Annotated in this window: 19 protein-coding genes; 10 read left to right on the forward strand and 9 right to left on the reverse strand. The window is 51.6% G+C overall.

Annotation, left to right across the window (positions count from 1 at the left end):
• Nucleotides 1-209 precede the first annotated feature (209 nt).
• Complete coding sequence (locus tag P1P86_09300; GenBank protein ID MDF1575372.1) at nt 210-974, forward strand: hypothetical protein; 765 nt, start codon at nt 210-212, stop codon at nt 972-974.
• 217 nt (nt 975-1191) lie between these two features.
• Here P1P86_09300 and P1P86_09305 read toward each other — a convergent pair whose 3' ends face one another.
• The 3 genes from P1P86_09305 to P1P86_09315 are packed head-to-tail and all read right to left on the reverse strand — an operon-like array spanning nt 1192 to nt 4797.
• Complete coding sequence (locus P1P86_09305; protein MDF1575373.1) at nt 1192-2514, reverse strand: sugar porter family MFS transporter; 1323 nt, start codon at nt 2512-2514, stop codon at nt 1192-1194.
• The gene (locus tag P1P86_09310; GenBank protein MDF1575374.1) at nt 2514-3296 is read right to left on the reverse strand and encodes a DUF1080 domain-containing protein; all 783 of its coding nucleotides are present in this window, start codon (nt 3294-3296) and stop codon (nt 2514-2516) included. The genes P1P86_09305 and P1P86_09310 overlap by 1 nt, the downstream gene beginning before the upstream one ends.
• Before the next feature lie 22 nt (nt 3297-3318).
• Entirely contained in the window at nt 3319-4797 is a 1479-nt protein-coding gene (locus P1P86_09315) for a Gfo/Idh/MocA family oxidoreductase (protein MDF1575375.1), read from the reverse strand.
• 105 nt (nt 4798-4902) lie between these two features.
• Here P1P86_09315 and P1P86_09320 point away from each other — a divergent pair, with 105 nt between their 5' ends.
• Nucleotides 4903-6228, forward strand: coding sequence for a Gfo/Idh/MocA family oxidoreductase (locus P1P86_09320; GenBank protein ID MDF1575376.1), 1326 nt, complete (start codon nt 4903-4905; stop codon nt 6226-6228).
• 29 nt (nt 6229-6257) lie between these two features.
• Here the strand turns inward: P1P86_09320 and P1P86_09325 are convergent, their stop codons facing one another.
• The 4 genes from P1P86_09325 to P1P86_09340 all read right to left on the reverse strand — a co-directional run bounded on the left by P1P86_09325 (nt 6258) and on the right by P1P86_09340 (nt 10323).
• Nucleotides 6258-7790, reverse strand: a complete 1533-nt coding sequence (locus tag P1P86_09325; GenBank protein ID MDF1575377.1) for a phosphomannomutase/phosphoglucomutase — start codon at nt 7788-7790, stop codon at nt 6258-6260.
• The gene (locus P1P86_09330) at nt 7790-7975 is read right to left on the reverse strand and encodes a hypothetical protein (GenBank protein ID MDF1575378.1); all 186 of its coding nucleotides are present in this window, start codon (nt 7973-7975) and stop codon (nt 7790-7792) included. Before P1P86_09330 ends, P1P86_09325 begins: the two co-directional genes overlap by 1 nt.
• On the reverse strand, nt 7972-9357 hold the full coding sequence (locus P1P86_09335) for a hypothetical protein (GenBank protein MDF1575379.1): 1386 nt from the start codon (nt 9355-9357) through the stop codon (nt 7972-7974). Before P1P86_09335 ends, P1P86_09330 begins: the two co-directional genes overlap by 4 nt.
• 93 nt (nt 9358-9450) lie before the next feature.
• Nucleotides 9451-10323 carry an AraC family transcriptional regulator gene (locus tag P1P86_09340; protein ID MDF1575380.1) on the reverse strand — a complete coding sequence of 291 codons (873 nt, stop codon included), beginning with the start codon at nt 10321-10323 and terminating at the stop codon, nt 9451-9453.
• Nucleotides 10324-10427: 104 nt separating this feature from the next.
• Here P1P86_09340 and P1P86_09345 point away from each other — a divergent pair, with 104 nt between their 5' ends.
• From P1P86_09345 to P1P86_09360, 4 genes are read left to right on the forward strand one after another with little or no spacing between them, the layout of a single operon-like run.
• Nucleotides 10428-11708, forward strand: coding sequence for an L-rhamnose isomerase (locus P1P86_09345; GenBank protein MDF1575381.1), 1281 nt, complete (start codon nt 10428-10430; stop codon nt 11706-11708).
• Nucleotides 11705-12826 (forward strand): class II aldolase/adducin family protein, encoded by a 1122-nt coding sequence (locus P1P86_09350; protein MDF1575382.1) that lies wholly within the window; start codon nt 11705-11707, stop codon nt 12824-12826. The genes P1P86_09345 and P1P86_09350 overlap by 4 nt, the downstream gene beginning before the upstream one ends.
• The gene (locus P1P86_09355; GenBank protein ID MDF1575383.1) at nt 12823-12972 is read left to right on the forward strand and encodes an L-rhamnose mutarotase; all 150 of its coding nucleotides are present in this window, start codon (nt 12823-12825) and stop codon (nt 12970-12972) included. The genes P1P86_09350 and P1P86_09355 overlap by 4 nt, the downstream gene beginning before the upstream one ends.
• Nucleotides 12973-12976: 4 nt before the next feature.
• The gene (locus P1P86_09360; GenBank protein MDF1575384.1) at nt 12977-14347 is read left to right on the forward strand and encodes an FGGY family carbohydrate kinase; all 1371 of its coding nucleotides are present in this window, start codon (nt 12977-12979) and stop codon (nt 14345-14347) included.
• Nucleotides 14348-14351: 4 nt separating this feature from the next.
• Here P1P86_09360 and P1P86_09365 read toward each other — a convergent pair whose 3' ends face one another.
• Nucleotides 14352-15011, reverse strand: coding sequence for an HAD-IA family hydrolase (locus tag P1P86_09365; GenBank protein ID MDF1575385.1), 660 nt, complete (start codon nt 15009-15011; stop codon nt 14352-14354).
• Nucleotides 15012-15158: 147 nt separating this feature from the next.
• Here P1P86_09365 and P1P86_09370 point away from each other — a divergent pair, with 147 nt between their 5' ends.
• The 4 genes from P1P86_09370 to P1P86_09385 all read left to right on the forward strand — a co-directional run bounded on the left by P1P86_09370 (nt 15159) and on the right by P1P86_09385 (nt 21166).
• Entirely contained in the window at nt 15159-17729 is a 2571-nt protein-coding gene (locus P1P86_09370) for a glycoside hydrolase family 2 TIM barrel-domain containing protein (protein MDF1575386.1), read from the forward strand.
• Between the two features lie 61 nt (nt 17730-17790).
• On the forward strand, nt 17791-19170 hold the full coding sequence (locus P1P86_09375; protein ID MDF1575387.1) for a Gfo/Idh/MocA family oxidoreductase: 1380 nt from the start codon (nt 17791-17793) through the stop codon (nt 19168-19170).
• 44 nt (nt 19171-19214) lie between these two features.
• Nucleotides 19215-19814: a DUF1080 domain-containing protein gene (locus tag P1P86_09380; GenBank protein MDF1575388.1), complete on the forward strand. Its 600-nt coding sequence runs from the start codon at nt 19215-19217 to the stop codon at nt 19812-19814.
• Between the two features lie 50 nt (nt 19815-19864).
• Nucleotides 19865-21166, forward strand: coding sequence for a glycoside hydrolase family 2 TIM barrel-domain containing protein (locus P1P86_09385; GenBank protein ID MDF1575389.1), 1302 nt, complete (start codon nt 19865-19867; stop codon nt 21164-21166).
• Nucleotides 21167-21192: 26 nt separating this feature from the next.
• Here the strand turns inward: P1P86_09385 and P1P86_09390 are convergent, their stop codons facing one another.
• Nucleotides 21193-21852: a hypothetical protein gene (locus tag P1P86_09390; protein MDF1575390.1), complete on the reverse strand. Its 660-nt coding sequence runs from the start codon at nt 21850-21852 to the stop codon at nt 21193-21195.
• Between the last annotated feature and the right edge of the window lie 90 nt (nt 21853-21942).

The following is a 21942-nucleotide window of genomic DNA, read 5'->3' on the forward strand; positions in this document are numbered from 1 at the left end:
GCGGAGCAACGGACAATCGTCAGTACTCAGGGCCGAGAAATAATGTTTTATTAAATGACTTTTTCAGCAGACCCTAAATAGTTATACGAGTTTATATCACTTGCACCAATTTGGATGAGAAGATTACGTTCATAACCAGCCACATAGAAACCAATAGAATAGTTTGAATTATAATCCATAGTCTTATCAGTTTATTAAAAAGCTAAGGATTGACTAAGAAGAAAAGAAATAGTATTGACCTCCTTATTGAGAATCTTGCCCAAGAGTTTGCGAAGATCCCTAATTTCTCATTAACTCAAACAGGCCCAGAGGCGAATAGGTTATTTAATTTTATTCTCAAGAAGGCGTCGGAAATAAATGATTTTAAGGGGCTTTTTCTACAATACTATATTCCTGCTACTAACAAAGCTATTGTTTTGGCAAAGAAGGAGATGAGGAACTCATTTTATAAAAATCTCATTCAAATAAGCGAAGATGAGTTAAAAGAGAACCACTATGAAATAATAAGGTTGGGATATGTGGGCCTTTTTACAAAAATTGAAAATTTCCATAAAGAGTTAATTGCTGAAATTGATGCTGCTTTTAATAATGAAAATGGGGATTTGGAATTATTTGTATATGAGAAGTTTAATTATAAAGTCAAAAACTGGCATTGGGACTGGACAGTAAAACGCATTAATTGGATCAGTAATAGGGTAAAACACAATGGAGGATACCCAAATGAAGATCCTCCTATTGGATTAAAACATTTACCAAAAGAACAAAAGATAAGGATTAGTAAGGAGGAGTTTTCTAAAGATCTGGAGTACGTAGCAACTGAATATTTCAAATTGCTTATTAGTATATATTCAACTTTTGGAATGTACAAGATGATCATTGATAATTCACCCGATATTGAAGATGAGGACGAATTTAAAGTTAAGATCAAAGAGTTTGAAGAGTCAATTCTTAAGTTGACCTCTTTCGAATATTGAACGAATCAAAAAACCATCCACACTACCGTCAACATAAAATGCAAAGCCCCCTCAGATGCGTGATCTTCGGGGGCTTTCGCGGTTTGGCGGTGGTGCCACCAGGAATCGAACAATATAAATTGATGGTTTTGCATGTCTTTCCAAAATCCCGCAGAAGGCTCCGGGCTTCTTTAGAAAGGCTCTTGAACGATACCAGAAGCCTTGTTGTCACCGATTTTTAAGACCATAGCCCTTCTATCTCTTCCAGGGATTTGCCCTTGGTCTCCCTGAGGAAGAACCAGGCAATCAGCAGCTGGATGAAAGACATGGTGGCCAGGAACAGAAAGGTGACTGAGCCGCCCAGGGCATCCAGCACATAGGGGAAGAGCAGGACCACCAGGAAGGTAAACACCCACTGGGTGAAGGAGGCCAGTGCCACCGCCTGTCCCCTGATCCGGTTGGGGAACATCTCTGCCACCAGGGTCCAGAATGCGGGTCCTATGCAGGAGGCAAAAAAAGCGATGAACAGCATGATGCAAATGGTGGTAAAGATGGGATTCAGCTCAAAATGAAAGGCAGCGGCCAGCATTAGCAGGGTCACGGCCATCCCCGATGATCCGATGATATAAAAGGTCCGGCGCCCCAGCCGGTCGATCAGCCAGACGGCGAAGAAGGTAAAGGCGAAGTTGACCAGGCCGATCAGGGAGGTTTGCAGCAGGGCATTCCGGATCTCCAGTCCCGCAGCGATCAGTATTTTGGGTGCATAATCCACCACCGTATTGATCCCGCTGATTTGCACGAATACGGCCAGCAGCAGGCCCAGGATAATCACCTTCCGGTAGCGGGGGGCAAAAAGCATGCGGAATGCAGAGCCTGTTCCGGTGTCCTTCAGACTAAGTTCAATTTCAGTAATCTCTGATTCCGCAAACCCGGATCCTCCTATGCGTTCGAGTACCACGCGTGCCTTCTCCCTGAAGCCGGCTTTCACCAGCCAGCGCGGACTTTCCGGGATAAATATCAGACCCACAAAGAAAATGACCGATGGGAGCAGACCGGTGGCAAACATCCACCGCCAGTTATTCTCCATATCGTGCAGGGCAAAGTTGATCAGGTAGGAGATCAGGATTCCCAGAGTGATGGCCAGCTGGTATATGGTGATCAGCGTTCCCCGGATCTTTGGGGGAGCCACCTCTGCCACATACATGGGAGACAGAACCGAAACGGCTCCCACGGCCACTCCCCCCAGCACCCTGAAGGAGATAAAAAAGACCTGCGATCCGGCCAGCGCCATTCCCGTGCAGGAGATGGCGAAAAACAGGGCTACGGATATTAACAGCCGCTTGCGGCCGTATTTTTCGGTCAGGGCTCCTGTGCCGAATGCCCCGATGATGGCTCCCACCAGGATGGAGCTGACGCCCCAGCCCAGTTGCAACTCGTTCCAGCCAAAATAGGGCTGGATAAAGGGAATGGCACCGGAGATGATACCCAGGTCAAAGCCGAACATCAATCCCCCGATGGTGGCCACCATGGAGATGAACCACAGGTAGGTGCTTCCTTTCACTAAAGCTCCTTGATCTTAATGTTCCGGAACCATACTTTGCTGCCATGGTCCTGGAGGCAGATCTTTCCGGTTCCGGACAAGCCGTAATCGGGATAGGCATCCCACTTACCGCTGTTGCGTCGTTCGTTCCAATCCTCGCTCCAGGGAACAAACTCCAACACCTTTTTGCCGTTCAGCCAGTATTCCGCCTTTTCCGGGGTGAAGACTATTTCAGAACTGTTCCAGTCCCGCAGGTTTACCTGCTTCTGGTCGTTGGGCAGGTACATGGCATAGTCGGCGGCAGTTTTCTGCCACTCTTCCAGGGGATAAGGATTCCCTTCTTCATCCCGGAAGTCATCGTCCTCGATCATCTGGTACTCGGGTCCGGTTTCATAGGCAGCCTGATACCTGGCATCCTCTATGACATGGTACATGACCCCGCTGTTGCCATGAGGGCCCAGTTTCCATTCCCACTTCAGATGAAAATTGTCATATTCCTTCTCAGAGATAATATCCCCGCCTATATCGCCTCCCAGTCCCTCTCCGACCAGGCAGCCGTCTTCCACGATCCATCCCGAGATGAGTTCCTCGTTCCAGTTATGCCAGCCCTCGGTGGTCTTCCCGTCAAATAAGAGGGTCCATCCTTCTTTTTCCTCTTCGGCGCTGAGGGTATTGAAAACTGCTTCTTCCGAAGTTTGTACTTCGGCAGCTTCTCCTTCCTCCGTTTTGGGTTTGCCCTGCTGGTTGCAACTGCTTACGAATATGGCTATTGCAGTAATGGTAAAGAGTTTAATCGATTTCATAGTCTAAGGTTTTGAACTTGTTTTATTCCGGAAGGGTCCAACCTTCCCTGTAGTTGTGCCTGATATATTCTTTAACGGTCTCTTCGGCATTGAGGGTGACATAACGGGTGTCAAAATGGGGGTGGCCGTCAATGATATGGAAGTCGTCCGATGAGATCACCCGCAGCTCATCGCTGCTGGTGATGTTGGTGAATTTCATATTGGGCCCATCCCACTGGAGTTCCCGGTCGAGGCTCTGGAGGCGAACGGCCAGAACCCCCATGACGATCATTTCATTAAATGGCCCGGCCATATCAAAGTTGGAAAAAGGCTCCAGCCGGTTGTCCGGATCCTCCTTGCAGGCCCTGATCCAGTCCTGTTCGTGCGGCCCGTCCTGGATACCGCCAACCGGATAATTATTCACTCTTCGAAGAGTTTCGGGTACCTCGGGCTTGCGGCCCGAAAGCAGGCGGGGATTGATCCCGCCCAGGTTGCAGATCAGTTTGTCTTTGGAACCCACGAAGAGGCATCCTCCCATTTCATCTTCCATCATGGGTTCTCCATCGGCCAGTTCCACCGGCCGCGAGGGCATCATTCCACCATCGTACCAGCTTACCCTGACTTCGGGCAGGCCCTCCCTTTCGGGGAAGGTATACTCCACTTTTTCGGCCTGGGGAGCCGACTCCGTATTGACCAGGGTGGATGATCCCTGTACCCTGGTGGGGTAGCCCAGTTTGAGCGAACTGAAAACGGGATTCAGGATGTGACAGGCCATATCGCCCAGGGCTCCCGTTCCGAAGTCCCACCATCCCCTCCAGTTCCAGGGGGTATAGATCTCATGGAAGGGCCGCATGGGGGCCGGGCCAATAAAGAGGTCCCAGTTCATGGTGTCGGGGGCTTTCATCACCTCTTTGGGCCTTTCCAGTCCCTGCGGCCAGATGGGCCGGTTGGTCCATGCATGGACCTCCCTGACCTCTCCAATCTCTCCAGCCTGGATCCATTCCTCCACGGTACGTGCTTCGGGAGCAGAGTTCCCCTGGTTACCCATCTGGGTAGCTACCCGGTATTCGCGGGCAAGCCTGGTTAAAAGCCTGGATTCGTAGACCGAGTGGGTGAGGGGTTTCTGGCAGTAGATATGCTTGCCCATCTTCATGGCTGTCGCCGCAATGGCCGCATGGGTATGGTCCGAAGTGGCGATCATCAGAGCATCGATATCATCTCCCATCTCCTCCAGCATGATGCGCCAGTCCCAGTAACGCCTTGCGGCAGGATAATCATCAAAACAAGCCTGTGCATATTTCCAGTCCACGTCGCAGAGGGCCACTATATTTTCGCTGGACATGGCCCTGAGATTGACCCTGCCCTTACCGCCGATTCCGATGCCGGCGATATTTAATTTATCGCTGGGAGCCACGTGTCCCAGTGCTTTTCCCATCACATGGCTGGGGATAATGGTGATTCCGGCAACAGCAGCAGCTGCTTTCTTAAGAAAGGTGCGTCTGTGTAAAGCTGGATTATTCATGCTGGCAGTTAAATTTTTGAAGAGCAATAAAAGTAATAAATATTTAAAGGATTTGTTATAATTTGCCGGGTGTAATACGTATGTTTGAGCAAATAACTTCTTCGCATGTCAAACCGCAGATCATTTATTAAAACCTCGGCCGCAGCTGCAGCCGGTATCGGAATGTCAACGACGCTTTCAGCTTCCGTTTTGTCCCCCTCCCGGGTGCCGGGGGCCAACGACAGGATCAGGGTGGCCCTTATCGGGGCCCGGAACATGGGCTGGTACGATCTGGAGGATATCCTGAAACAACCCAATGTGGAGTGTCATACGCTTTGTGATGTGGATCAATCCGTGCTGGCGGATAAGGTGGAACAATTACGAAAAGCAGGAGGGCCGTTGCCGGCGATCACCACGGACTACCGGGTGGTCCTGGAGGATAAGGACATTGATGCGGTGATCATCGGAACACCCGATCACTGGCACTGCCTGCCCGCGGTGGAGGCCTGCCAGGCAGGGAAGCAGGTGTATGTGGAGAAACCGCTGGCCAATTCAGTGGGCGAGATTAATGTGATGCTGGATGCGGCCAGGCGATATAAAACCCTGGTGCAGGTGGGCCAGCAGCAGCGCAGTGGTGCACACTGGCACAGGGCCATCGATTTTGTAAAATCGGGAAAGCTGGGAACCATCCGCCAGGTGAAGTTCTGGGGAAACTTCAGGTACGGGGCGGGCAATATGCCGGTACCCGATTCGGAGGTTCCGGAGGGCGTCGATTATGACCGCTGGCTGGGACCGGCTCCCCAAAGGCCCTTTAATAAAAACCGCTTCCATGGTTCCTGGAGGATGTTCAGGGATTACGGGGGAGGACTTTTAAGCGACTGGGGGGTTCACCTGATCGATATGGGACTCTGGGCCATGGAAGTAGGGACCGCCCCAAAGTCGGTCCAGGCCCTGGGGGGCAATTTTGCAAACCGCGACCGGGCCCTGGAGATGCCCGATACCCTCACTGTGCTCTACGAGATGGATGGCTATAATATGATATGGGAACACAATGGGGGGGTGGAGAGCGGACCGTATGGACAGAGTTACGGGGTGAAGTTCATTGGAAGCAATGGCACCCTGGTGGCGGACCGTGACAAATGGAGGATCTTTCCTGAGAAGGATGGAGAGGAATGGCGTATGGAAGCACTGCCTGAACAGCGCAGTGACTATAAGTCGCATCTGAACCACTGTGAAAATTTTATACGGGCCATCCGTTACGGCGATCCGCTGAATGCAGAGATCGAATTTGGCCACCGTTCGGCTCTCTATGCCCACCTGGGGAACATTGCCTTCTGGGCCGGCGACCGGGTGGTGTATGATGAAAAGCAGCGTAAAATTACCAGCTCAGAGAAGGCCAATGCCCTGCTGACACCCGGGTACAGGGCACCCTGGAAATTTCCGTCCCTCTAATAGAATTTCACGGAGGCTTAGAGAACGGATCATGATTTTGATTGCAGGGCACGGATATCCAGGCTGTCGAAACCTGCAAGCAGTTTTTCCAGACGGGCCCTGATGCGGTCCACACCCCCTTCTTCGGATGATTCGATATTCAGGGGCAAAACGGGGTCGTGCTGTGACATCCTGAGCAGAAACCATCCGGACTCCTCTTTGGCCCTGCATTGAATGCGAAGACCTTCATAATTAGGAATCTCAGGCTGCCATTCGTCCTCTGCTTCAATCATTCTTGCCAGCTCTTCCAGTAGGTGTGAACCATATCCGGCAAAGTCCTCCGCCCTGATTTTCAGACGGTACTCCCGGCTTTCCAGGGAGCGGGGCAATGGGGCAATCAGGTCGGTGAGTGTTTTTTTCAGGCGCTTCAGTCCGGCCATCCGGATCAACAGCTTGGCTACCAGGAAAGCCCCGTCGTCCAGGAAATGATTCTCTTTCAGTGCAGCGTGACCGGAAGTCTCAATAGCCAGCCAGGACTCGCTACCTTCCTGGTTCAAGCGTATGGATTCATTGATCACATTTTTATATCCCCTTCTGAACCTGTGATGGATACCCCCCAGATGATCTTCAATAAACCACTTCAGTCCGGCCGAAGTAATGGAATCCGTAACGATCACCGTACCGGGATGCTCCTCGAGGATCACGGCCGAGATCAGGGCAATCAGTTCATTGCGGTTTATGGCATTCCCGGCTGCATCCACCAGGGCCGAACGGTCCACATCGGTATCAAAAATAATCCCCAGGTCGGCCTTCTCCCGGACCACTGCCTCACAGATGGAGGCCATGGCTTCCCCGTCCTCCGGATTGGGGACATGGTTGGGGAAGCGGCCGTCCGGTTGCAGGAACTGGCTTCCGGAGGTGTCGGCTCCCAGTGCTTGCAGTACCTGGCCGGCAAAAAAGCCCCCGGCTCCGTTTCCTGCATCCACAATGATTTTGAGGCCCTTTAAGGGCGTCTGATAGTGGTCCGGATCATTCATTCCCTTTCGGATGGTATCCACCAGGAAAGCCGAGTATTCTGAAATAAAATCATACTTTTCCAGTTGACCTTCTTCTGCTTCGGACTCCGGGATTCTTTCTGCTGCTATCTGCAGCAGTTCATGAATATGATCCTTGTCAAAGCCACCCGAGGCAGTGAAAAATTTCATTCCGTTCCGGTTGAAGGGCAGATGGCTGGCCGTAAGCATCACGCCCCCGTCAACCCCGTGATCCGGAAAAATGGTGGTCATAAACATGGCAGGAGTGGAGGCAAGGCCGCAATCCAAAACATCAAATCCTTCGCTCCGCAGGCCTTTGATAAAAGCCTGTTTCAGTGCTGCTCCGGATATCCTGGAATCGGTTCCGACGGCCACCTTCCCGGAACCCGGGTTGTTCCTCCGGAGCCAGATGGCAAAGGCCCGGCCCAGGCGGGTGGCTACTCCGGGAGTCAGATTCACGTCTTCTCCAGGAACACCTTTCAGGGCCACCCCCCTGATATCGGATCCGTTCTGGAGTTTTTTTAAGGTTTTAAAACTAACTTTTGTCATTATTCATCGTTTTTGGATGTCTTTTTCCCGAGCCACGGGATGGCTCCGGAGAACCACAGCAGCGTACCGATGAACATATAGTTTTTCATCTGTTCTGCTTCTAAAACATCAAAATAGAACAGGATGGCGGGGATCAGCAACAGCAAAAGGCCTGCAGCTGCAAGCAGGATATAGAAGTACTTCATTTTGATTCGGGTTTAATTTCTTTTTGATACCATTTACTAAACAGCAGAAAGGCTCCCAGGGAGAGGATCCATATGGGGGCCGGAAGAAAGAATACCTCGATCTTCAGGAAGATGCGAAGAGAAAGTGCAAGCGCCAGCATAGAGAACCAGGTGGCTGCTGCGGCCACGTTGAAATCGATCTTTTTCTTCTCGGCATAGAAGGGCTGCAGACCCAGTTTAGGGATCAGATAGAAATCGGCCAGGATGACGGCTCCCATGGGTACCAGCAGAAGCCCGTAAATGGCCACGAAATCCAGCAATTTCATAACCAGGGCAGGGAACAGGGCAGCCGTGGTGGTGATGGCACCGGCCAGCAGGGTCACTTTCCACCGGGACCAGCCCAAAGCCACCTGCAGGGCCATCCCTGCTCTGTAAAGAGTCGGATTGGCTGTGGTCCATCCGGCAACAACCACGCAGACGGCGCCAGCCAGTCCGATGGCCTCATAGGCTACCACCCCGGGAGCATCTGAATGGGCAGCCGCATAAAGGATCCCGGAGGCGATCCAGGCCACATAATGCCCCAGGAACATCCCAACCGTGGAAGCAAATCCATACTGCCATTTTCTGGCATAGCGCAGGATGGTCAGATCAGACATGCCCAGGTGCATGGCAGCATTGGCAAACCAGGTGAAGCACACCACGTGCCAGAAGGTGAACTGAGATTGCCCCTCTTTGGCCACACCGGTCCAGATACTCTCCCTGGCCACCTCCCAGAAATTGCCTGCACCGGGCGTTATCTCTAATTTGGGGAGCACGGCAATGGCTGCAGCGACAAAGATCAGGAACATCCATGGGGCAGCCACCTTGGCAAAACGCGCCAGGGCGTCAAAACCGAGTATGGCCATGACCGTGATCACCGCACCTACTCCCAATACGGTAAGGACCCATCCGGCACTGTTGGGGAAGAAATCGTTGAGTGCGGGCATCTGGATTCCAAAGGGAATGCCCACCGCAGTGGCAGCCACGGCCACCATGGCCCCGGCCAGGAAACAAAACATCAGGGCATTAACTATGTTGTATATGAAGACCAGCGATGTTCCGCAGATCTTTTTCAATTGCCAGTAGAGGGACAGCCTCACCCTGACTGCGATGGGAGCCGTCAGGAAGGCCCAGCTGGCAATGGCCAGCAGGTTTCCGATCAGGCCGCCCAGGAACATATCTCTTACAGAGACTCCATGGGCCACGAAAAGCATGCCAATGACAAATTCGGTGCCGGCCACATGCTCGCCGGCATACAGTCCCAGGAAATTGCCCAGTCCCTGGAGCTTGTTTTTGGTGACCGGTTCCCGGTCAAACTCATACAGGCTGTCAAGCCGTTTGGAAATAGCAGATTTAGAAGCCATGGTATAGTTATCAAAATGTGCAAACAAGATAAGCCACCCTCTTTTTCATTACAATGTACATTCTGTCCTTTTATTTGTACTTTTTGGACCTGATCAGGTGGTTTTCCTTATTTGGGAGGGCGCCACCCCGGTTTTCTTCTTAAATATCCTGCTGAAGTAGTGAATGGACTGGAATCCCAGTTCAAAAGCGATCTCCTTGATACTTAAATCGGTCGAAGCCAGCATCTCCCGGGCTCGACGAATCTTCAGATCCAGCTGGTATTGCACGGGTGCAATACCCGTGTACTGTTTGAACATCTTCCGGAAATAGGAGTAACCCATATTGTTCTGCTCTGCATAGCCCTTGAAATCAATCTCTTTCCCGATATTCTCCCGGATCTCGAAGCAAACCTCCCGGATCACTTTTTCCATCCGTTTACCCGAAAAGTTGCGCTGCTTTTCCAGGGAGACCATAAAACCCAGGAGTTTCATGATCATTCCGGATGCAACCTGTTGAAAACCTGGCTTTTCCTCCAGCACAATCTCAAATATCCTATGGTAAGTATCAATAAACTCCTCCCGGTTTCCGATATAATGGACCGGTTTCCCGGCCCAGGGCCGGCCCTGGCTGAAGATTTCCCTGGGTATCCGGCCATCAAAGCCGGCATAATTCTCTGTCCAGCCACTCTTTCTGTCGGGACGGTAGCGGTGCCAGGTCCCGGGGCGCGTCACCAGCAGGGATCCGGCCTTAACCGGATAACGGCCCGACCGGGTTTCATACACTCCCGAACCGTGGGTGATGTAGTTGATCTGGAATTCGTTCAGAATCCGGCCTTTCTCCCAGGTAAAATGATATTCTGTAGGATGTTCCTGACTGGGATAGAAAGGGGCATCAGGGAGGATATTCGCCTTTCCGGCATCGTTGATAAAGATGCCCCAGGCCCTGTCCTCCTCTCCCGGAGTCAGGTATTTAAAAAAATCGTTCACCTCCTAAATGTATGTAAACTATCCCAAAATGTGCAACAATAGGAGCAATTTATCCATTGATGATGGAAGCGGAAACACCTATTTTTATATCAAAATTGCCATTTATGACCCATACAGATACCATCGAACTGAGTTATCAACTGGCCAGAGAGCAGTATGCTGCCCTCGGGGTGGATAGCGACCAGGCACTGGAGCACCTGAAGGAATTCGAAATTTCGCTGCATTGCTGGCAAAGCGATGATGTGGGTGGTTTTGAAACCCCCGGTGCAGCCCTGGGCGGTGGAGGTATTGCCGTTACAGGCAATTATCCGGGGAAAGCCGGAAGCGTGGAAGAGATGCGCTCTGACCTGGAAAAGGTACTGCAGCTGCTTCCGGGAAAGCAACGATTAAATCTGCATGCCAGTTACGGGGAATTCGGAGATCGTTTTGTGGACCGCGATCAGATTGAAGCGGCCCATTTTCAGGGGTGGATCGACTGGGCAGCCGAACAGGATATCGGACTGGATTTTAACTGTACCTGTTTCTCCCATCCCAGGGCGGAGGATGGTTTTACCCTCTCCAGCAAGGATGAAAAGATCCGGGCTTTCTGGGTGGAACATACCCGGAGGAGCAGGGCCATTGGTGCTGAGATGGGAAAACAGCTGGGGAAAACCTGCATTCACAATATCTGGATCCCCGATGGTTCCAAGGATGTTCCGGTAGACCGCTTTACCCACCGGGCCCTTCTGAAGAGGTCCCTGGATGAGATCTATAAGGTGGATTATCCGGACGAATATCTCAAGGATTCCATTGAAAGCAAACTGTTTGGAATTGGGGCGGAATCCATGACCGTGGGTTCTCACGATTTTTACCTGGCCTATGCCGTGCAGAATCATAAACTGATCTGCCTCGATAATGGTCATTTTCATCCCACGGAGCAGGTTGGAGACAAAATCTCGGCCTGCCTCCAGTTCATGGATGAGCTGATGCTGCATGTCACCCGGCCGGTAAGGTGGGACAGCGATCATGTGGTTACCTTGAATGACGATATCCTGCTCATTGCCCAGGAGATTATCCGTTCCGGGGCATTTAAGCGGGTTCATATGGGCCTGGATTTCTTTGATGCAAGCATAAACCGGATCGGGGCCTATGTCATTGGGACCAGGGCGGCACAGCAGGCGATGCTTTATGCACTTCTGGAGCCCCGGGATACGCTGCTTCAATATGAAAATGAGGGAAAGAACTTTGAACGCCTGGCCTTGCTGGAGCTGATGAAAACGAAGCCTTTCGGGGCAGTCTGGGATTATTTCTGCCGGCAGGAGGGGGTTCCGGTTGGCGAGTCCTATATTGCGGAGGTACAGCGTTATGAGAAAGAAGTATTAAGTAAAAGAAAGGAGAGCAGATGAGCCGGCTGGACCAACTGATAGAGATTTCACGCTATTACGGGGATAATCCGGCCTACGTAATTGCCGGGGGCGGAAATACCTCCTTTAAAACCAAAGATACCCTCTGGATCAAGGCCAGCGGAATTCCGCTGGCGGGGATCGGGGAAGAGGGCTTTGTATCCCTGTCAAGGGAAAAACTGGCCCTGATCGGGTCCCAAACCTTCAGTGAAGATGCGGCTATTCGGGAGGAAGAGGTGAAGGCACGCATCAATGAGGCCGTTCTCTCGCCCAAAAATCTTCGGCCTTCGGTGGAAACCTCTTTGCACAACCTGATCGATTATAGCTATGTGATTCATACCCATCCAACCCTGGTAAATGCCCTGATGTGCGCCAGTCATGCGACGGAGGAGGTGGAGCGGCGTTTCGGAGACAGGGCTCTGATGGTGGAGTATACCGATCCGGGTTACATCCTCTTTAAAAAAATGCAGCAGCGGATAGGGGATTACCGGGCAGCATACGGCCAGGATCCCCGGATTATATTTCTTCAGAACCATGGGGTCTTTGTGGGTGCCGACAGCGTGGAAGAGATTAAGGAACTATATGGTGAGATCGATACCGGGATTAAGGAAGGAAAGGATCTTACGCTGCCATCTGTCGAATGCACCGATTATCGCTCGCCGGTCATTGAGTCACTTTCCGCTTATTTCTCTGTTCGGTCTTTATTGACCAGATCTGTGAACTGCGATCTGGTCAGCCATTTTACCCGGAACCAGGAGAGCCTGGCTAAGGTATCGAAACCTTTCTCTCCCGATATCATTGTTTACTGCAAGTCAAATTATCTCCGCCTGGAACCGGATGTGAAACCCGGCGAAATAGCCGGGCTGATTGAGCAATTTGAAAAAAGGCATGGCTATTATCCCAAAGTAATCCTGCAGGAGGGAGGCGGACTTACTCTTGTGGAAGAGAATACAAAATCGCTGGAAACAGTTCAGGAAGTATTCACGGATCTGATGAAAATCTCCTATCTCTCAGAGCAGTATGGCGGTCCCCACTTTATGACAGCTGAACAGATCCGTTTTATTGATAACTGGGAGGTGGAAAACTATCGCCGGAAGGTGGCAAAAAGAGATTTGGAATGAAGCGTGTAGCATTTAAAATGTACCTGAAGGAAGGTCAGAAAGAGATTGTTCAGAGGTGGTGGGATCATATGGCCGATATCATGGAGGTGAATCCCGATAATTCACCGGTATCGGAAGAACTGGAAGAAGTTTTCTATCTCCCCTGATGGGATGGCGAAAGAAGAAGTCATACTGATCTTTGATGTGGGGAAGACCCACAAGAAGATGCTTCTTTTCGACAGGAACCTGAAGGTGGTTCGAGAGGAGGAATACATTTTTCAGGAGACTTTGGACGATGAAGGTTTTCCGTGTGATGATGCGGAAAAGCTGGAGCAGTGGATCGGGCAGACGATAGAGGACACGATCACAGGGGGGGAATACCTGGTAAAGGGAATTAATTTCACCAGCTATGGAGCCACCCTGGTTTACCTCGATAAAGAAGGTAAGAGACTGACCCCCGTATACAATTATCTGAAGCCGCTGCCTGAAGAGGCGATGGAAGGTTTTTACGATCGCTATGGAGGTGAGGAAGCGTTTTCCAGGCAAACGGCATCCCCGGTACTGGGAATGCTCAATTCAGGGCTGCAGTTGCTTTGGCTGAAAAGGAAAAAACCGGAGGTTTTTGCAAAGGTTGCTCAGATTTTGCACTTTCCCCAGTACCTTTCCAGACTGGTTCATGGACAGGTGGTTTCGGAACATACCTCCATCGGCTGCCATACCATGATGTGGGATTTCGAACGGATGGCCTACCACTCCTGGTTAAAGGAGGAGGGAATATCCCTGCCCCCTCCGGCACCTGTATCAGAAAGCTTTCTGGTGGACCGGGGAGGAATTCTGGTGGAAAGCGGGGTGGGGATCCACGACAGCTCCTCCGCACTTGCCCCTTATCTGATGGCGGCAGCTGAGCCCTTTATCCTGGTCTCAACCGGGACCTGGTGCATCAACATGAATCCCTTTAATCAGGATCCGCTCAGCAGGGAAGAATTAAGGAAGGACTGCCTTTGTTTTCTGGGTGTACATGGGAAAGCAGTGAAATCGTCCCGTTTTTTCCTGGGACGAATTCACGATTTGAATGTGGAACGGATCCTGGAGCATTTCTCCCCGGGATCGACGGCCTGGAAAAATATTCAGCCCGGGATCCGTCTGATCAGCGAATACTGGAAACAGGGAAAGGAGGGGCAGCTCTTTTTCCGGAATGGAATTCCGGAGGGAAGGGTGGATACTCAGGCAGATCCGGGACAATTTGGTTCTTTTGAGGAGGCCTATACGCGCTTGATGGTTGACCTGTCTGTACAGGTGGTAAAATCCATTGAACTGATCCTTCCCGGGGAAGACAGGACGAAACATCTGTATATCTCAGGCGGCTTTGCCAGGAATCCCATATTCAGGACCATTCTATGTCTGGCTTTCCCGGGAAAGCAGGTTTATACGTCAGAAATAGATAATGCCAGTTCTCTGGGAGCGGCCCTGGTCATATCCGCTAAAATCTGGAAGGAAGCTGCGGTCCATCTCGATCTGGGCCTCCGTGAAGTGAAGCCCTGAGGTTTTACCAGTCCAGTACCTCGTCACCCACCTCGCTGAGCAGGCCGGCGGTCCAGTCAGCTCCGGCGAGCTCTTCCGCCGTAAAGGAGGTGGTCAGTGCCAGAACTTTGGCCCCGGCCGCCTTTCCGGCTGCCACTCCGCTTACCGCATCTTCTATCACCAGGCATTCGGATGCATCCACTCCCAGATTTGCAGCAGCTTTCAGGAAAATGTCGGGCGATGGTTTCTTGTGTTCAATATCCAGCCCGGTAACCACCGTTCCGAAAGTGGAAGCAGGGATCCCGATCTCGGCCAGGTTGATTTCCACCTTGGGCGGATCTGCACTGGAAGCTACCGCCATTTTCAGTCCCCTGGAACGGCACCTGCCGATAAACTCCGGCACTCCCTCAAAGGGTTTCAGTTTTCCGGCCACGATCTGCCCGTAAATCTCATAGGTCCGGGCCTTGTCCCTCTCCACTTCAAAGGGGATCCCGTGTTTTTCGGCCACCCCTCCCAGGTATCTGTTTTCTCCCATTCCGGTAAACTCCAGAAAATCATCGGCCGAAACCTCGTACCCCTTATCCCTGAACATCCTGATGCCGGCCTGGCATATATAGGCCTCCGAATCGAGCAGCACTCCGTCCATATCAAACAGAATTGCTTTGAGTCGTTTTTCTTTTTTCATGCCTGGATGTTTTTAGTTCCGGTCCAATCAATAAATATAATAAAATACCGGAGGAAAGGTACCCGACTCCCATTATAGATGGGCCCGGATTGGCAAAGCTTGATTTTATAAAGTATCTTGATACCTTAATTCTCAAATAGGCCCGAAATGAATCTAATGAAAAGAGCTGCAGGCACGCTGGGTTTGCTGGCATTCCTGGGTTTTACTGCCTGTTCACCAGGCTCCCCTGAAGTCCTGGATCCGGAATGGGACCAGCGTTTCAATTTTGACTGGAGATTTGCCAAAGGCGATCAGCAGGCTGCCATTGCAGCGGATTTTGACGATACGGACTGGGAAGTGGTCGACCTGCCTCACGACTGGGCCATCAGTGGCCCTTTTGGTCCATTGAAATCAAGTGGTAACACAGGCAAGCTGCCCTGGCAGGGAGAAGGCTGGTACCGGAAGAGTTTCGAACTGCCTGCTGAGGCGGAGGGAAAAAGGCTTCAATTCCTGTTTGACGGGGTCATGGCCAGTCCTGAAATCTATCTCAATGGCCAGAAGGTGGGCTCCTGGATTTATGGCTATAACTCCTTTTGGATAGATGCCACCGAAGCTGCTCGCTTTGGAGAATCCAATGTCCTGGTGGTGCATGCCGATACCCGCGAACACGGGTCCCGCTGGTATCCGGGTGCCGGGATCTACCGGAAGGTGGGAATGCGCCTGGTGGAACCAATGCATATTCCGGTTTGGGGGATTTGTGTGACTACCCCGGAAGTCTCGGAAGAGAGAGCCCTGATCCGTACCCTTGTGGAGCTTGAAAACAGTTCACCCTCAGAGGAGAAGCTTAAGCTTGAACTCAGCATTCTGGATCCTGCCGGGGTGACCGTGTCGCATGTGGAAAAGGTAATGAAGCTGACACCCGGTGCTGGGGTACGGGCCGAATTCGACTTCTCCCTTGATAACCCGGCTATCTGGGATACCGAACATCCGGAGCTGTATACCTGTGTGGCCGAACTGCTAAGGGCCGGCAAGAGGGTTCAAAGAGTATCTGAGACATTTGGAATCAGGACTTTTCAATGGACCGCCGACGATGGGTTCCACCTCAATGGCAGGCGGGTTCAGTTATACGGGGTCAACCTGCACCACGATCATGGACCACTGGGTGCGGCATTTTTTCCCAGGGCCATGGAACGGCAGCTGGAAATTATGAAAAATATGGGGGTGAATGCCCTGCGAACCAGCCACAATGCCTGTGCGCCGGAAGTTCTGGAGCTGTGCGACCAAATGGGCATCATTGTGTTTAATGAGTTATTTGACAAATACGGCCCCACGGCGGGGGTGGACTGTTCCACGGCGGAATATGTGGATAAGTATGCGGAAAGGGAAGTCAGGAACTTTGTTCTCCGCGACCGGAACCATCCCAGTGTATTTCTCTGGTCCATAGGCAATGAGATACCCGACCTGTTAAGCGACAGCGATGGCCTGGCCGCGCAGCACGTGGCCGGTATGGTCCGTTATTTTGAAGCTTACGATACCACCAGGCCCATTACCATGGGCTGTCATATTCCCTCGGCCTCGGGAGAAGGGAAGCATATTCTGGATGCCCTGGAGACCTCGGGCTGGAACTATGGCAGGAGGTATGTATCTACCCGGAAGGCCTACCCGGAAATGCCTCTGATTTACAGTGAATCCGCTTCCGCCTTTGGTACCCGGGGAGCTTATAAGCTGCCTGTTCCCGAAAGCAAGACGGATTTTACCGACGATGGAGAGATGACCGCCTATATGCTTACCTCCGCCAGATGGTCGGATATTCCGGAGATAGAATTTGAGTACATGCGCATTGATACCTTTATAGCCGGGGAGTTTGTCTGGACGGGATTTGATTACCTGGGCGAACCCACTCCGGTGATGAATTTGGATGCCCCCTGGGCAGCGGGTGGTTTTCTTCCCACGAAAGAGGGCTATGAGGCACGCAGCAGTTATTTTGGAATCGTTGATCTCGCAGGACTTCCCAAGGACTCTTATTACAACTACCGGAGTCTCTGGAACAAAAAGGAGCACACGGTATTCCTGTCGCCGCACTGGAACTGGCTGGGACAGGAAGGCCAGGCCATTCCGGTGATTCTTTATACAGACGGGGATGAAGCAGAACTCTTCCTGAATGGAGAGAGTTTGGGCCGGCGGAAGAAGCTGGATCCGACTGCGGTTAGGAGCTCCCGGGAAGCAGCCCGGAATTTTGACTATTCGGTAGATGCGGATGACCCGGATTTTCCCTATTTTGAAATCGTGGATGCCTATCGCCTGCGCTGGATGGAGGTGCCTTACGAACCCGGGGAATTGAAGGCGGTAGCCTACAAGGATGGGGAAAAAATCGGAGAATCCATGGTGGAAACCGCCGGCGAGCCCTTTGAACTTCGCCTGACACCTGACCGGACCCGCCTGGAAGCCGATGGAATGGATCTGTGTTATGTCACCGTTGAGATGGTCGATGCAAAGGGCCGGGTAACCCCCCTGGCCATGGACCTGCTGGAATTCTCGGTGGAAGGGGCTGCCAGGCTGATGGGGGTGGCCAACGGGAACCAGATGGGGCATGATGTTTTTACCGATAAAACCCATCCGCTCTTCTACGGGAAAGCAGTTGCGGTCCTGCGCAGTATTCCCGGACAATCGGGGGAGGCAACACTGCATATCAGGTCCGAATCCGGATTTGAAGACACGGCCGTGATGAACTTCATATAACAAAATCTATATTTAAGCCATAAACAAAGAACTAAGTACTAAACAGACCAACAAGATTATTATGGAAAACAGACGAACTTTTATTAAGAAAACGGCCCTCGGAGCTGCCGGAGTTTCAGTAGGCCTTAGTGCAGTATCTGCCAGATCCTATGGCAGGATCCTGGGTGCCAACGAGCGTATTCATATGGGCGTGATCGGACTCCGGGGACGTGGAAAGGACTTAATGCATGGCTTCTCAGAGATGTATGGAGAAGGTGTATTTGTTAAGACGGTATGTGATGTGGATACTCAATATCATGAAGCATCCAGGGAGCTGGTGGCCAAAAACCAGAAAGGAAGCAAGCCCGATGCAGTGCAGGACCTGAGGAAGATTTTTGAAGATCCGGAGATCGATGCAGTGGCCATGGCCACGCCCAACCACTGGCATGCGCTGGGAACTGTATGGGCCTGCCAGGCCGGGAAGCATGTCTATGTGGAGAAACCCAGTTCACACAATATCTGGGAAGGAAGAAAAATGGTGGAAGCCGCCAGGAAGTATGATCGTATGGTGCAGGTGGGATTCCAGAACCGCTCTATTTCCAATGTGATGCAGGCTATGAACTTTATGCATTCCGGAGGGATAGGCGATGTCTTTATGGCGCGTGGGACCTGCTTCAAGCCCAGGGACTCCTTTGGTATTTCGCCCGATAGTGAAGCCCCTGGAACACTGGATTATGATCTGTGGCTGGGGCCGGCATCCTATCGTCCATACAATGAAAAGAGGGGACATTATAACTGGCACTGGCACTGGAATACCGGAAACGGAGATACCGGGAACCAGGGTCCCCACCAGTTCGACATTGCCCGCTGGGGATTGGGAAAGAAGGTACACCCGGTGAAAGTGCAGTCCATGGGCGGTATTTTTGGAATCTCTCCCCGGGAGTGTTCCCAGGAGACGCCCAATACCCAGACATCCCTCTTCGAATATGAGGATGGAAAGATCCTGGAATTTGAAACCCGGGGACGTTATACCAATAGTGAAGCACCCTCCGGAGTCCGGATAGGAAACCTGTTCTACGGCACCGAAGGATGGATGGAGATCAACGGATCCAGCTGGAAGGCATACCGGGAACGTGAGGAGACCCCGTTTGCCGGATCTGGCATGGAAGCCACGGATGCAGCAGTTGGCGGAGACCGGAGCTTTCTGGCTGCCCCGGGTGGCGGAGGACATTTCTCCAACTTCATAGCAGCACTCAGATCGGGCAGGCGCTCCGACCTTACCTGCGATATCCTGGAAGGTCATATGTCTACCTGTCTGCCACACCTGGGCAATATTGCCTACCGGGTGAGTGAAACCCTTGAATTTAACGGGGAATTTGAGAGCTTTATGGATAACCAGCAGGCCAATATGCTGCTTACCCGAAAGTACAGGCATCCCTATGTGATCCCGCAGGTAGTATAAGAGATATTAAATGAATATATGCTAATATATTGAAATTCAAAGAGATGAAAAATATACAAAAGACAGCTGTCATCTGTATGGCCGTCCTGCTTCTGGCCGGCTGCAACTCCAGGGAAGCCCTTTTTGACGGCAAGAGCCTGGAAGGGTGGGAGTGCGATCCGGCAGAGCAATCCGGAGACTGGAAAGCTGTGGATGGAGAGTTGCTGGGCGAGAACCCCGGAGAACAGGCCTCCATCATCTGGACCACCCGCGTATTCCGGGACTTCGAGGTGGAACTGGAGTATCTGGCCCTAAGCGGTGACTATGATTCGGGGATTTTTTTACGGGGACTGAGCCACCAGGCCCAGATCGGGATCTCCAGATCGCTGCAGAAGGATATGACCGCCTGCATCTATGCCCCGGAAGATGAGAGGGGTGGTTATCCCGGACAGACCGATCAGGTGGCTGAAATCCACCGGACTGGGGAGTGGAATCATTTGAAAGTGATCGTGACCGGAAAACGTATCCAGACCCTTCTGAACGGGGAGCCCATGGTAGACTATACCGGTCTTGTCCTGCCGGATGAGGGCCCCATTGGCCTGCAGCTGCACGGGGGGGTGCATATGTCGGTGAAGTTCAGAAATATCCGGGTACGGGAACTCTAGTAGATAAACTGGCAATTGGAAACAGAATACATGACTAAAGATTTTCAGATATGAAAAGAATACAGCAGATTATTTTTCTGTGTTTGGCCGTGACGGTGATTTCCGCCTGCAATACTGGCAGCGGGAGCACGGCCCGAAAGGTGGAACTTAAGACCAACGATTCGGGCTATTATCGCCTCTATGTGGATAATCAGGAGTTTTTTGTTGAAGGGGCGGGGCTGGAGTTTGGCAATATCGAAGCCCTGGCCGAATATGGCGGAAATTCATTCAGGACCTGGCGCACACGAAATGAAAACGAGGATGCCCTGGAAGTGCTTGACCGTGCAGAACAGAACGGGTTAATGGTGTTGATGGGCCTGGATGTAGCGCGGGAGCGGCACGGCTTTGACTACAATGACAGCGAGGCCGTGCAAAAGCAGTTTGATTTTATCCGGGGAGAAGTGGAACGCCTGAAGGACCATCCGGCACTGCTGGGCTGGGCCATTGGAAATGAACTGAACCTGGAGGCAGAGAACCTCAAGGTCTATGATGCAGTCAACGACATTTCCCTGATGATTCACAAAACAGACCCGAATCATCCCACCACCACCACCATGGCCGGAATCGGCAAACGGGAGGTGGATTACATCAGGGAACACTGTACGGATATCGATTTTTTGTCCATTCAGATGTATGGCGATATTGTGAATCTCCAGCAACGCATCAGTGATGCGGGATGGGAAGGACCCTATATGGTTACCGAATGGGGAGCCACCGGTCACTGGGAAGTGGCCAGAACCGGGTGGGATGTGGCCATTGAGCAAACCAGCAGGGAGAAGGCCGAAGCATTTATTGAACGATATAAGCTGGCTATTGAATCTGATCCCGTTTTTTGTATGGGTTCCTACGTATTTCTCTGGGCCCAGAAGCAGGAACGCACCCCGACCTGGTATGGCATGTTCCTGGCCAATGGCCATGTCACGGAGACGGTCGATGCCATGCAATACCTATGGACAGGAGAATGGCCCGAAAATCGTTGTCCCATGCTCAAATCCTTTACCCTGGACGGGAAAACGGCCTATGATAATACCAGATTAAAGGCCGGAGGGAAATATGTGGCCAGGGTACTTGCTTCGGATCCTGAAAACGACCCCATGATGTATCGCTGGGAAATTCTTCCGGAAAGTACCGATCTGGGAATGGGGGGCGACTATGAAAGCACTCCGGAGACCCTGTTATCCACGGAAGTCCCGAAGGCTGAAATAGAGGTGGAGGCACCCAAAAATCCCGGAGCATACAGACTCTTCGTATATGTTACAGATGAGGGGAACAGATCTGCTACCGCAAATATCCCGTTTTTTGTTGAGGAGTAAGCCGGATCACATGCTAACTGGCCGGATCAGAGCTCTCTGCCAGTCAGATCCGGATCGGCCATAATCTTCTGGTTCAGATCATTTAAGGCCTTTTTCAGGGCTTTCTGATGCTGAGTACGCCTGGAATAGTTCTGGTTGTAGAGCGTTTCAGCCACTTTGGCCCTGCCCACCCCCCGGTGGGTGGCAAGGATCTGATTGCTTTGATCATAGAATACGGCTTCCACCTCCAGATCCGTGACTCCCGTGGAAAAAGGAATTCCAAGGAAGGCGCCAATTCCGAGAGTCAGAATGTCAAAGATGGTTCCCGGGTTCACCCGGCTTCGTGAATTGTAATAAATGATGCTCATCTCCAGGGAACCGCTTTCAGGCTCTCCCGGGGCTAGGAGCTGATCTTTTAAATAGAATTCCAGGAAGCGGATGGCATCCACTGCCTTCACATCTGAGATCATGGAAGTGGAGGTCTGCTCCAGGGTCTCATTCCCCAATCCTGTAATCTCTGTCGTATAGAGGTTTCCCAGGGTCTGGTAAGTGCTGGCAATCTCTTCCGTATTGATCCGGACCTCCATGGGCGGGAGCCTGTAGCTGTTTTCAAAGGGAAAAGTATAGACCGATTTCTGGGCTAACAGAAGTGTCGTAGAGCTAATCAGGAAGAAAAGCATGGCTGGCAGGTGGTATCTTTTTATCATTTTTTTAGGTTTATAAGAACTGGTATACTTTGTTCACTACAAAATGTGTTCCGGAATTTTATTAACTTTCTGCTCCTTACGATAACCGTT

The sequence above is a fragment of the Bacteroidales bacterium genome (assembly GCA_029210725.1).
Classification (GTDB): Bacteria; Bacteroidota; Bacteroidia; order Bacteroidales.